At 72.3% G+C, this 12,205-nt stretch carries 9 protein-coding genes; 6 read left to right on the forward strand and 3 right to left on the reverse strand.

Annotated features, from left to right (window positions below; genetic code table 11):
- Nucleotides 1-136: 136 nt before the first annotated feature.
- From BLU09_RS02475 to BLU09_RS02505, 6 genes are all read left to right on the forward strand, one after another.
- Nucleotides 137-871 (forward strand): 16S rRNA (uracil(1498)-N(3))-methyltransferase, encoded by a 735-nt coding sequence (locus tag BLU09_RS02475; RefSeq protein WP_090484942.1) that lies wholly within the window; start codon nucleotides 137-139, stop codon nucleotides 869-871.
- A gap of 110 nt (nucleotides 872-981) precedes the next feature.
- Nucleotides 982-1,248, forward strand: coding sequence for a GlsB/YeaQ/YmgE family stress response membrane protein (locus tag BLU09_RS02480; RefSeq protein WP_090484944.1), 267 nt, complete (start codon nucleotides 982-984; stop codon nucleotides 1,246-1,248).
- Between the two features lie 192 nt (nucleotides 1,249-1,440).
- Nucleotides 1,441-3,021: an RDD family protein gene (locus BLU09_RS39180; RefSeq protein WP_244171367.1), complete on the forward strand. Its 1,581-nt coding sequence runs from the start codon at nucleotides 1,441-1,443 to the stop codon at nucleotides 3,019-3,021.
- Nucleotides 3,022-3,073: 52 nt separating this feature from the next.
- Nucleotides 3,074-5,899, forward strand: a complete 2,826-nt coding sequence (locus BLU09_RS02495) for a GspE/PulE/PilB domain-containing protein (protein ID WP_090484948.1) — start codon at nucleotides 3,074-3,076, stop codon at nucleotides 5,897-5,899.
- A gap of 21 nt (nucleotides 5,900-5,920) precedes the next feature.
- Nucleotides 5,921-7,453, forward strand: a complete 1,533-nt coding sequence (locus tag BLU09_RS02500) for a sensor histidine kinase (protein ID WP_090484949.1) — start codon at nucleotides 5,921-5,923, stop codon at nucleotides 7,451-7,453.
- Nucleotides 7,450-8,850 carry a sigma-54-dependent transcriptional regulator gene (locus BLU09_RS02505; RefSeq protein ID WP_186817675.1) on the forward strand — a complete coding sequence of 467 codons (1,401 nt, stop codon included), beginning with the start codon at nucleotides 7,450-7,452 and terminating at the stop codon, nucleotides 8,848-8,850. Before BLU09_RS02500 ends, BLU09_RS02505 begins: the two co-directional genes overlap by 4 nt.
- Nucleotides 8,851-8,857: 7 nt before the next feature.
- Here the strand turns inward: BLU09_RS02505 and BLU09_RS02510 are convergent, their stop codons facing one another.
- Genes BLU09_RS02510 through BLU09_RS02520 form a run of 3 tightly spaced genes read right to left on the reverse strand, consistent with a single transcriptional unit; the run spans nucleotide 8,858 to nucleotide 12,160 of the window.
- On the reverse strand, nucleotides 8,858-10,231 hold the full coding sequence (locus tag BLU09_RS02510; protein ID WP_090484953.1) for a WS/DGAT/MGAT family O-acyltransferase: 1,374 nt from the start codon (nucleotides 10,229-10,231) through the stop codon (nucleotides 8,858-8,860).
- A 28-nt stretch (nucleotides 10,232-10,259) separates the two neighbouring features.
- Nucleotides 10,260-11,144, reverse strand: a complete 885-nt coding sequence (locus BLU09_RS02515; protein ID WP_090484955.1) for a hypothetical protein — start codon at nucleotides 11,142-11,144, stop codon at nucleotides 10,260-10,262.
- Nucleotides 11,145-11,164: 20 nt separating this feature from the next.
- Nucleotides 11,165-12,160 (reverse strand): class I SAM-dependent methyltransferase, encoded by a 996-nt coding sequence (locus BLU09_RS02520; RefSeq protein ID WP_167371012.1) that lies wholly within the window; start codon nucleotides 12,158-12,160, stop codon nucleotides 11,165-11,167.
- Nucleotides 12,161-12,205 lie beyond the last annotated feature (45 nt).

Raw genomic sequence — 12,205 nt, forward strand, 5'->3', positions numbered from 1 at the left:
ACCCTGGACTTCCGCAGTCAGCGCATCTTTTGCGCACGCCAGGACGCGTACGGTGCAACTGTCTGCCAACCTGACACCTTGAAGTCGGTGGTCCCCAGGTTCAGAGTCCAGCCCCCCGCGCTCTGGAGAAATCGCCTTGGTCCGCCTCTTCGCCCCGTTGCCCGAGCCCGCTCCCGCCGAAGTGGAGCTGACCGGCGAGCGCCGTCACTACCTCCTGCATGTCCTGCGGCTGGAGGAAGGCGACGCGCTGGAGGTCTTCGACGGGAAGGGCCGGGCCTTCGAGGCCCGCGTGGCCCACGTCACACCCGATGTCGTGCGCGTGACGTTGGGCACCGCGCGCGTGGCCCCCCCGCGCCGCGAGGTCAGCATCCTCCAAGGGCTGCCCAAGGGCGACAAGCTGGAGCTGGTGCTCCAGAAAGGCACCGAGCTGGGCGCCACCGCCTTCCACCCCGTGGCCACGGCGCGAAGTGTCGTGAAGCTCGAGCCCAAGCGCGCGGAGGAGCGCACCTCCCGGTGGACGAAGATTGTCGAGGAGGCCGCTCGGCAGTGCCGCAGGAACGACGTGCCACGCGTGGCCACGCCTGCCCCACTGCTGGATGCGGCTCGCTCGCTGACCGCGGGCACCGTGCTGCTCGTGCTCGACGAGGAAGAATCGGCCGTACCCTTGGGCGAAGCGTTCCGGGCCGCGGGCGCGGGCACCGCCGTGGCACTGGTGATTGGCCCCGAAGGGGGGCTTGCGCGTGAAGAAGTGGATGCCTTGATGGCCCTGGGCGCGCGGCCCGTCACCCTGGGCAAGCGCATCCTCCGTACCGAGACGGCGGCGCTCGCGGCGCTGGCGGTGATGATGCACCTGGACGGCGAACTCGGATAGCAGGGGGGCAGCCGACCGCCCGGAGTGGGCGGTTCACACTGTCCGAAGATGATTCCTACGTTTCTGCCGTAGGGGACCTCAGGGGGACCCTCAACACAGGAGAGACACTCATGGGGATCATCGCATTCATCGTCATCGGCCTCATCGCGGGTCTCATCGCCCGCGCCATCCTCCCCGGGAAGCAGAGCATGGGGCTCATCGCAACGACCTTGCTCGGCATGGTCGGTTCGCTCGTGGGCGGCCTTGTCGGTTCACTGTTCCAGCGTGATGGTCGGCTCTTCGACCTGAGGCCCTCAGGCATCATCATGTCGGTGATTGGCGCAATCGTCGTGCTCCTGCTGGTGGGCGCAGCCGGACGGCGACGGGTACATGCCTGAGAGTGAAGGACTCTCCACGCGACGTCCCCCCGTGGGATACGCGCATGACACGGTGATGAGCCCCTGACGGTCCTTCGAGCAAGGGACCTCGGGGGCTCGCACTTTTCTTGCCCCCGGCTCATGGCTGTCTTTTCATGTAGCAGTCGTCCAGCCGGGAGGAGTCCGTTGTCCAAGTGCTTGAAGTGCGGTGCCATGCTTCCACCCGTGGGTGAGTGCGCGGCCTGCGACACCGTCACTGTCCGCTCACCCGGAGTGCCCAGCCTCCTCGATCGCGACATCCGCATCGACCGCCGCACGGAGCAACGCGAGGAAGAGCTATCGACGCTCCCGGGCACGCCCGCGTTCGCCGACCTGGCGCAGCATGCGCCGCCGCCGCCCCCTTCCGTCGCCCCCCTGTCCACGCCGCTGCCGGGCCCCGCAATGCCTCGCGCGGCGCAGCCAGCCGCCACGCCCCGGCCGCTGCAACAGCTGGGGGCCGCCGCCCTCCGCGCCGCGCAGCCGGGTGCCGCGCCCCAGCAGGCCGGTGCCGCCGCGCCTTGGGCCGCCGCGCCTCAGCAGGCCGCGCCCCGCGTCGCGCAGCCCGGTGCCGCCGCGCCTCAGCAGGCCGGAGCCGCTCAGCCGAGTGTCGCCGCGCCTCGCGCCGCGCAGCCCGGTGCCGCCGCGCCTCGTCCCGCTCAGCCCGGTGCCGCGCCCCAGCAGGCTGCCCCCCGCGCCGCGCAGCCCGGTGCCGCCGCGCCTCAGCAGGCCGGAGCCGCACTGCCCCACGCCGCGCAGCCGGGTGCCACCGCGCCCCAGCAGGCCGCACCTCGGTCCGCGCAGCCTGGCGCTGCACCTCCGCATGCGGGAGCCGCACTGCCTCACGCCGCGCAGCGCCCGCCTCAGCCAGGCGCCGCCGCGCCTCGCGCCGCTCAGCCCCAGCCCGCGACGGGTTCTCCCATGACGCCGGCCTATGGAACGCCGCCGGTGGCGCCCGCGCCGCGCCCGCAGGCCCCGGCACAGCTGGCGGCCCCTGCGATTGCGCCCGTTGGCCTGCCCCGCATGGAGCAGGCGGCACCTCCCGCGGGCCTGCCCCGCATGGAGCAGGCGGCGCCTCCCGCCGCGTCCACTTCCGGACTGCCTCGCATGGAGCACGCGGAAGCCGCCTCCACGGGTCTCCCGGTGATGGAGTCCCCGGCCGCGGCCCCTTCGGCCCTGCCGAACATGGAGCCGCTCCTCCCCGGCGTGTCCGTAGGGGTGGCGCGCTCCGAGGCCATCAAGGCGCCCCCGTCCAAGGCCCAGGTCACGTCCGCCTCGGGCGTCACGGAAGTGCGCGCCCGCCCAGCCTCCCTGTGGCGGCGGCTGCTCTCCTTCACCATCGACACGGCGGCCATCGCCGGCGTGGCGGCGCTCTACCTCACCCTGGCCTCGTCGGTGACGGGGCTGAAGACGCCGGAAGCGGGGCTGACGGGGCTGGATGCCTTCGTGGCCTGGCTGCGCGCCTTCCACACCATCCTCCTGCCCGGGTTTTTCCTCGTTCTGGTGCTCGCGCTCGTATACTGCGCGGTGGCGGCCTTCCTCTGGAATGGCCGGACGCTCGGGCGGCTGCTCCTGGGGCTGCGGCTGGTGGACACACATGGGATTGCCCCGGCACCGGGTCGAGCCATCGTGCGCGCCCTGCTTTCCGGCGTGTCCTTCGTCTTCTTCCTTGGTGGCTTCTGGATGGCGCTTTTCGACCGGCGCGGGCAGACGCTTCATGACAAGCTGACGTCCACCTTCGTCGTTCAACCGAGCTGAACCACCGGCTCATTGTGCCTTGCGGCCGCGGCCGTAAGATGCCGCGTCCTACATGCCCGCCCGTCTCGCCCAGTTCCTCGTCTCACGCATGCTTCTCACGCAGGAGAGGGCGGGGGAGGTGCTGCGTCAGCACCAGACCCTGGGCGGGCAGGTGGACTCCGTACTGTTGGAGCAGGGCATCGCCAGCGAGGCGGACGTGCTCGCGATGCTCGGAGAGGTCTCCGGCTTCATGCCGGTGAACCTGATGGACTTCGAGCCCAATCCCGAAGTCGCCTCCTTCATCCCGCCCAAAATCGCCGAGCGACTGTGCGTCGTCCCCCTGTCCCTGGACGGAAACACGCTGCACGTCGCCAGCGGCTACCCGGTGCCCAAGAAGGAGCTCGACGAGGTCGGCTTCCTCCTGGGCAAGCCGCTCGAGCTCTGGGTGGCCACCGAGGTGCGCGTCCGCGAGTGGGTCTCCACCATCTACCGCCAGCCCCTGGCCCTGCGCTTCGCGAAGCTCGCGGCGGCGTTGGATCCGGAAGCCCAGGCGGCCCCGCCGCCACCGCCGCCCGCCGCGGCCCTGGAAGAGGAGTCGCTCACCACGGACATGGTGGAGCGGTTGGCTCGCTCCGTCGCGCAAGAGCCCCTCGCCGTGGAGAGCAGCGCCACGCCCCAGGCCGCGGCCCCTCGTCCCGAGGCCCCCGCGAGCCCCCAGCGGCCGCCCCCGCCTCCGCCGGAAGCCCTCACGCCGGGCCCCGAGCCCCTTCCGCCGCCAGGGCCTCCCGCCTTCGTCCGGGCACCGCTGCGACTGAACATGCCGCAGGCCGAAGCGCCCGCGCGTCCGGCGCAGCGTCCCAACCCGCAGGCCGCGCAGATTCCGGTACTGCCCTTCACGCCAGCCCCGGGCACGGCGCCGTCCAGCGCGAATCCCCCCACGCCGGCGAGCCCCCCCGCGGCGACGCTCCCTCCCAGCGCCCCCGCGACGACGCCCGCGCCCAAGCCGGCGGCTCCCTCCACCCCTCCGGCCCCGACGGGAGCACGCGCACCGGCGCAGTCCGGCACGGCAGCCCCTGCTTCGGGCCAGCCCCAGGTGTGGCCTCCGGCCCAGGCCGGCGCCAGCGGCACGCCGCAGGTGTGGCCCCCCGCGCCCGCACAGCCGGCCGCGCCGCCCACGCTCCATTTCGCCACGCCGGTGGCGCCGCCGCCGAAGCCCGCGGCGGCTCCGCGCAGCGAGCCCGCGTTCCTCGTCTTCCCCAACCCCGGCGCCGCGCAGAACACGCCGCAGCCCCGCCCCAAGCCCGCCGCGCTGGAGAGCCGTCCCTCTGCCCCGCCCGCGAGCCAGGACGTGCCGGACTGGACGCTGGCCCAGGCGCGCGCGGCGCTGAAGGAAGCCACCAAGGACCGCGACCGCCTCATCGACGTCGCGCTGCGCTTCGGCCGCAGGACCTTCGACTACGTCGCCTCCTTCGCCGTGCTGCGGGGCGGCGCCACGGGCCTGGAGGCTCGCGGCGAGGGCATGGCGGGCGAGCAGCTCACGCAGGTGTCCATCCCGCTGGATGCCAGCAGCGTCTTCCGCACGGTGGCCGTCACCCGCGGCAGCTACGCGGGCCCGCTGCCTCCGGACGCGCTCACGCGGCACTACCTGGAGCTGTTCGGACGCCAGACGCCGCGCACCGTCTTCCTGTACCCGGTCGAGGTGAAGGGCCGGCTGGTGGCCATCCTCTACGGTGACTGTGGTCAGCGGCCCATCAGCCAGCGCCGCCTGTCCGACTACATCCTGTTCTGTCAGGACCTGCCGGCGGCCTTCCAGGAGCTCATCCTCTTCCGCAAGCAGCGCGTGTCGGAGCTGCGCGCGCCGGACGACGTGGAGCTCACCATCGACGTGGACCTGCCCGTGGCCACCGCGCCCGCGCCGGCCCCCGCGGTGGTCGCCGGCCTGGGCTGGAGTCCCTTCTTCGGCCGAGGTGCCACCGGCAACATGGGCCGCGCCGCCGCGCTGCCGCCGCGCGCGCAGTCGCAAGAGGAGCGCCCGCCGCCGGACTTCGCGCCGCTGCTGCGCCGCCTCACCGGTCCGGACGCCGCGCAGCGCGCCAACGCCATGGCGGAGCTGGCGCGCTCGCCCGAGGCCAGCGCCCGGGTGCTGGCCCAGCACTTCCCCGGCCCCACGGCCTGGAGCCGGCTGCCCGTGGTGGAGCTGCCCGAGGCGGACGAGCTGGGGCCCATCCCCGGCGCGCTGTCCCGGCTGGGCCGCCCCGCCGCGCAGGCCGTGTCGCCGCTGCTGGACTCCCAGGACGCGGACACGCGCTACTTCGCGCTGCTCACCGCCGGCAACCTCCCCTACGTGGAGTTGGTGGACGGCGTGCTGCGCGGTCTGTTCGACCTGGAGCCGGACATCTCCAGCGCCGCGCGCGTGGCCGCCGCCGCGCTCAAGCAGTTGCCCCGGCTGGACGCCGCCCTGCGCGACCTGCGCCACGAGCTGGGCAGCCGCGACCCGCTGCGCCGCTCGCTGGCCGCGCGCGCCCTGGGCACGCTGCATGACCGCGACGCGATTGAGGGCCTCATCCGCCTCACGGGCGGCGACGACGAGATGTGCGCCCAGGCCGCGGCGGAGGCGCTGCGGGAAGTGACGCGCGCCACGCTGGGACTGGACCCGCGTCAGTGGTCGGCGTGGTGGGCGGAGAATCGCAGCCGCCGCCGCGCGGACTGGCTCGTCTCCGCGCTGCGCCACCGCGAGTTGGACGTGAGGCTGGCGGCCATCGAGGAGCTGAGCCGCGCGCTGCACGACACGCTGGGCTACTACGCGGATGCCCCCGAAGCCGAGCGCGAGCAGGCGGTGCGCCGCTGGGAGGCCGCGGCGGTGGAGCCGGCCAACGCGCGCCGGCTGGGCATGCTCTAGTCCCCTGCATCGGAGCGCCCCATGACGGGTGGGATGTGGATCAGCCTCCTGGCCTGCGCGGGCCAGCTCGCCTTGGCGGGCCTGGCCCTGGTGCGCGTGGGCAAGAGTCCGTTGGCGCTGCCGCTGTCGCTGCTGTCCATCGCCCTGTCGACGTGGAACTTCTCCGGCTTCGCGCTGGTGCGCGCGGACGAGGACGGCTGGCGGCTGGTGGGCTTCACCGCGGGCCTGATGACGGTGCCGTGCGCGCTGCACTTCATCCTGTCCTTCGTGGGACGGCGACGAAGCCTCGCCTGGGCCATGTACGGCGCCTATGTCCTCTTCGGCGTGTTGGCGCTCGCCATGCTGGTGGCGCTGGGCGCGCCCATGCTGGAGGCGCACCTGCTCACGCTGCGCTTCGGGCTGCTGGTCTCCGCGCTGGCCATTCCCATCTTCGGTGGAGGCTTCACGCTCCTGGGCTTGCACGTGCTGCGCTCGCGACACCCGGACGAGCGCGCCCGCGCGGGCCTGGTGCTGTTGGGGCTCACGCTGGTGGTGGCCCTGCTGATGACGGAGCTGGCGGCGGAGCTGGGCCTGGAGGTGGTGCGGCTCGGCCACGTGGGCACGCTCCTGGGCTTGCCGGTGATGGCCACCGCGGCGCTGCGCTTCGGCCTCTTCGGAGACGACCCGGGTGCGCCCCGGCTCGCGCTGCACGCGGCGGGCATCGCGGGGCTGGGGGTGCTGGCCTATCTCGCCGTGGTGCGGCTCTTCGTCGCGCAGGCGGGCACGCTCATCATCTGCACCACGGCGGTGACGTTCGCCCTGGTGGCGGCGACCCGCCGGGGCGTCACCGCCTACGTCAGCCGGAGCGAGAGACTGGAGCGGCTGGCCACGCTGGGCCGCTTCTCCGCGCAGATGGCGCACGACCTCAAGAACCCCATCGCCGCGATGAAGGGCGCCGCGCAGTACCTCAAGGAAGAGCACGCGCGCGGGCGTCCGTGGGACGGACACGGCGAGTTCCTGGACCTGCTGTTGGAGCAGGTGGAGCGCCTGGACCGGGTGGTGGACACGTATCAGCGGCTGGCGCGCGTGGAGCCCCTGCCCAAGCCGGTGGACCTGCGCCGGCTGGTGGAGGGCGTGCTGTCGCTCCAGGCCTTCGCCAGCCCGGGAAAGGTCGTCATCATCCGGGAGCTGGCCGCTGGCCTGCCCCCCTGCGCGGGAGACCTGGACCTGCTGGCCAACGCCCTGGAGAACCTGGTGCGCAACGCCTGCGAGGCGATGCCCGGAGGTGGCACCCTCACCGTGCGCGCGCTGCGTGACGGTGCCGACGTGGCCCTGGAGGTGGAGGACACCGGCGAGGGCATGGACGCTCGAACGCGCGAGCGTGCCTTCGACGACTTCTTCACCACCAAGGCCTCGGGCAGCGGCCTGGGGCTGGCCTTCGTCCGGCGCGTAGTGGAAGCGCACGGTGGCGAGGTGCTCCTGACAAGCCGGGAGGGGCGCGGTACGGTGGTCCGGATGCGGCTGCCCGTCACGGACGCGAGCCTGGGCGGCGCAGGCGTGGGAGAAGCCGCTTGAACGAATCATTGAGAGGCACGGTGCTGCTGGTCGACGACGACCCCGCCGTGGCCAAGGTGCTGGGCGCCCTGCTGACGCAGGCGGGCCTGACGACGCATGCGGCGCGCGACGGGCAGGAAGCCCTGGCGCTGCTGGCGAGCAAGCCGGTGGACGTGGTGGTGAGCGACGTGCGCATGCCAGGCATGGATGGCCTGCAGGTGCTCGCGGAGGTGGCGCGCGGCTGGCCGGACGTGCCCGTCATCCTCCTCACCGCGCACGGCACGGTGCCGCTGGCGGTGGAGGCGATGAAGGCGGGCGCCGCGGACTTCGTGCTCAAGCCCTTCGACCGGGAGGAGATTCTCTTCACCGTCCGCAAGGCGCTGCTGCGCGCGCAGGGTGAGGAGGCGCGCCAGCAGGTGCGGCCCACGGGGGGCTTCATCGGCCGGAGCCGGGCCATGGCGGACGTGCAGGCCGTGCTGGCGAAGGCGGCGGCCGGTACAGCCACGGTGCTGCTGCGCGGCGAGTCCGGCACGGGCAAGGAGCTGGCGGCCAAGGCCGTTCACGACGCCAGTCCCCGGCGGGATGGCCCCTTCGTGAAGCTGCACTGCGCGGCGCTGCCGGACACCCTGCTGGAGAGCGAGCTGTTCGGCTACGAGAAGGGCGCCTTCACGGGCGCCGCCACGCGCAAGCCCGGGCGCGTGGAGCTGGCCCATGGCGGCACGCTGTTCCTCGACGAGGTGGGCGACATCTCCCCCGCTGTCCAGGTGAAGCTGCTGCGAGTCATCCAGGAGCGCGAGCTGGAGCGGCTGGGCGGCACGCAGACGGTGAAGGTGGACGTCCGCTTCGTGGCGGCCACGCATCAGCCCTTGGAAGAGCGCGTGAAGGAAGGCCGCTTCCGCGAGGACCTCTTCTACCGCCTCAACGTGGTGCCCGTGTGGATACCGGCCCTGCGCGAACGCCCGGACGACATCGAGCCGTTGGCCCTGCACTTCCTGGAGGTCCACGCGAAGACGAACGGGCGCCCGCCCTTCACCCTCATGCCCGACGGGCTCGCGGCGCTGCGGGCCCAGCCGTGGCCCGGCAACGTGCGGCAGCTCCAGAACTTCCTGGAGCGGTTGGTGGTGCTCTCCGACACGCAGGTGATTGGCGGGCGGGAAGTCCTTCAGGAGCTGGCGCGCCAGCCAGGCCTGGCCCCCGCCCCCTTTGCCGCGACACCTTCCGTCAGCGGCCTGGAAACGCCAACGGTGCCTGTCACGGACTCCGCCCGGACCCTGGAGTCCCAGCGCAAGGAGATGGAGCGCCAGGCGATGGTGGATGCGCTCAAGCGCGCGGGCGACAACCGGACGCTGGCGGCGCGGCTGCTCGGCATCAGCCGGCGCACGCTCTACAACAAGCTGGAGGAGTACGAGCTGCTGTAGTCAGCCCTCAGTCACGCTCGGTCGCGAGCGCATCCAGCTCCTCATGGAAGGCCTGGATGAGCGCATGCGGGTCGGTCACCCGGCCCGCGTCCGCCGCCACGCCCACCGTCACCTGCCCCGCGTAGCTGAAGAGGCTCACGCCCAGCCCCAGATGGCCCGTCTGGGGAACCCAGAACGTCAGGCCCTCCAGCCGGCTGCCCGCCAGGGACACCGCCGCGCGCGGACCGGGCACGTTGGTGGCAATCAACGAGGCCTTGGAGCCGAAGGTATCCACCACCCACCGCTCCAGCGCCGCTGGCGTGTACCCCAGCAACTCCAGCGCGCCGAAGGTCAGCACCGCCTCCGGCGAGCGCTTCAGCCGCTCCATCCGCCGCACCAGCTCCTGCAACCGGCGCTGAGGCGTGCCCAGTTGCACGGGCAGCCGAAGGAAGACGACGCCGAAGTGGTTGCCCAGTTCGCGAGGCACGGGCACGTCGAGAGGCCGCAGATTCACGGGCACCAGCGCGTGCAGGTCCTCGGGTGGCTCCCCCAGCGACTCCAGGTAGCGCCGCAGCGCGCCCGCCACCGCCGCCAGCAGCACGTCATTCACCGTGCCGCCCAGCGCGCGGCCCACGGCCTTCACTCGCTCCAGCGGCACCGGGTCCGACCAGGCGGCGCGCTTCTGCGTCCCCAGCGGCCCCCGCAGTGACGTGCGCGGGTCCGGCGGAATCACCAACAACTTGCCCATGGCCGCGGCGCCCCGAGCGCCCTGCACCAGCAGGTCGCCCACGAGAATCGGCTCCGCGGCCAGCTCCGCGCCCTTGCGCCACACCGCGCGCGCGGTCCCCGCCACCGCCCGAGCCCCACGCACCCAGCTCGCGAGCCCACCGGTTGAAGGCCTCGACGCGGGCTCGGGCGCCTCGGCGGCCATCTCCGCCTCCGGCCCATCCGTGAGCGTCAGCAGCACCCGCGCCAGGGCCATGCCGTCCGCGAGACAGTGATGCAGCCGCGCCAGCAGCACATCACGCCCGTCCGCGGCCGACATGACATGGAACTGCCACAATGGCCGGGAGCGCTCCAGGGGCGTGCTCATCCACTCCCCCACCAGCGACTCCAGCGCGGCGCGGTCCCCGGGCGGGGGCACGTCGAGCCGCGACAGGTGCCAGTCCAGGTCGAGCTCGGGGACCTCCTCCCACTGCGGCAGGCCCACGAGTCCCGCCACCGCGCGCTGGCGAAAGCGGGGGTAGCGCTCCACCAGCCGCTCCCGCACCACCGCCTGCAGCCGCTCGAAGTCCAGCCGGCCCTCGAACCAGAGCACGGCGGTAATCATCATCAGGTTGGCGGGTTCCTCCATGTGGAACCACAGCGCGTCCACACTCGACATCCGCTCCTGCGCCGCCATCTCTCACGACCTCCCGGTGAAGGCCGTTCTACTTCTTTCCGCTCTCCGGGGTCGCACGTTCGAACTGGAAGGTCTGCTTCGTCTCGTCGTCCACCATCAACGTGAGGACGCCTTCCTCCAGGTCCCAGACATAGGCGTTCCCCCGAAACTTGAGCTTCGGTCCCGTCAGGGGAATCACCCGCTTGTCGCCACACACCGGGCCCACCGCCTGGCCGTCCCGCGTGCGCAGCCGCACCCGGTCCTTGCCCGACACGTCCAGCGTGCCCCAGGCGCGGACCACCAGCGAGTTGCCCTGTCCCAGCGTGGCGGCCTCCAGTGAGGTGCGCAGCACGAAGCAGCCCGACGGCGTCACCTGCAACGAGCGCGCGTAGTCCGAACGAGGCTTGGCCTCGATGCGCTCCTCCCGCACGGTTTCGTCTTCCGGCAGGCTGGCGGCCACCAGCGTCCAGGTCCCCACCAACGCCTTGGGAGGCGCCGCCCCTGGTGCCGTCACGCCCTCGCATGGCGCCGGGACTTCCTTCTCGGGGCTGGGTGGGGCGGGCTCGAAGGAGCGCTGGCAGATGGGCAGGCAGGCCTTCGGCCCACATTCGGTATCGTTCGGCGCGCAGCCCGCCTTCTGGGTACACGACTTGAGCCGCTCCAGCGCCTGCTCACAGTCCTGACGCATGCAGGTGTCGACACACTCGGCGTCGATGCACTCGGCCACGCAGGCCCAGTTGGTGGCGCCGCACACGCCGGCCACCGTGCGCGGGCGCTGCGATGAGGACGGCTGGGCCGCGGCTGGAAGCGCGGCGCCCAGCGCCAGGAACAGGACGGGGAGGAGTCGAGAAGAGGACATGCCTCGGCGCAAGCTAGCCACGCCCTCCGCTCGCGCGGACCCTCCCCACCGCGGGAGCTGTCCACCCGCCAGCACTGCGGGTGGCGACTCTGCTCTCAGGTGAACTGCCAGCGCCAGGTGCGCACGTCGGCGTGCTCCACCATGTCCAGCTCGAAGGACAGCGTGTCGAAGCGCTCGAACTCCCGCGAGTCCACGCGCAAGAGCATCATCCCCGCGTAGTTCTGCCCTCGCAGCGGCGACACGTTGAAGGACAGCTCCGCGTCGAAGGCCACCTTGTAGAAGAGGCAGAAGCCGTCCACGCGCCCCTCCTCCACCACGGGCCGCGAGAAGCGCACGCGGTGCGGCAGGCCGTCGGCCACCATCGTCTCCAGGTCGAAGGCGAAGGCGGGCTCCGGGTCGCACAGCAGGTGGTCCACCTCGTAGGAGCGGATGACGCGCGTGAAGTAGGACGGGTTCATCGCCTCGCGCAGCGTCTGCAGGCAGCTGTAGTCCACGCTGGGGAAGCGCTGGCTCCAGATGAAGGGGATGCACGCCTCGTCCCGCAGCTGCACCGGCTCCACGAAGACCTCGAAGCGGTTGGGCAGGATGCGGCCTCCCGGCTTCAGCACCCGGTTGCGCAGGTCCAGGATGCGAGGGACCAGCCCCGCGTCGAAGAGGGCGTCGCCCAGCAACTCATGCAGCAGGACGTCCACCTTCTCCGGCATCTGGTACTGCCAGGGCTGCGCGCGCACGAAGTCGATGTTCTCCAGCCCGTTGCGGCGCGCCACCCACTGCGCCGTGTCCAGCAGCCGCGAGCCATCCACCGCGTACAGCTTCTTCGGCTGACGGCTGGCCGCCAGGAAGGTCCGCAGGCCCGTTCCGGTGCATGCATCCATGACGACCTGCCCGGGCCGCACATACCGTTCGCAGGCTCTCCGCCATCCCTCCACCCGCTCCGGGTCCGCGAGCGCGAAGTCCTGAGGCGCCGGACTGGACAGGGACAGACTGTCCGGCACGACGTTGCGCGGTAGCTGGGACACGAGCGTCGAATGGCTGAGCCGTGAACGCAGGTCCATCAATGCCTGGCGAGGCATGTCGAGCAGATTGGGCATGTGGCATCCCCCCGGATGCGTGGGTCCTTCGGACGGGCCTCCCGG

This window comes from Myxococcus virescens (assembly GCF_900101905.1).
Classification (GTDB): Bacteria; Myxococcota; Myxococcia; order Myxococcales; family Myxococcaceae; genus Myxococcus; species Myxococcus virescens.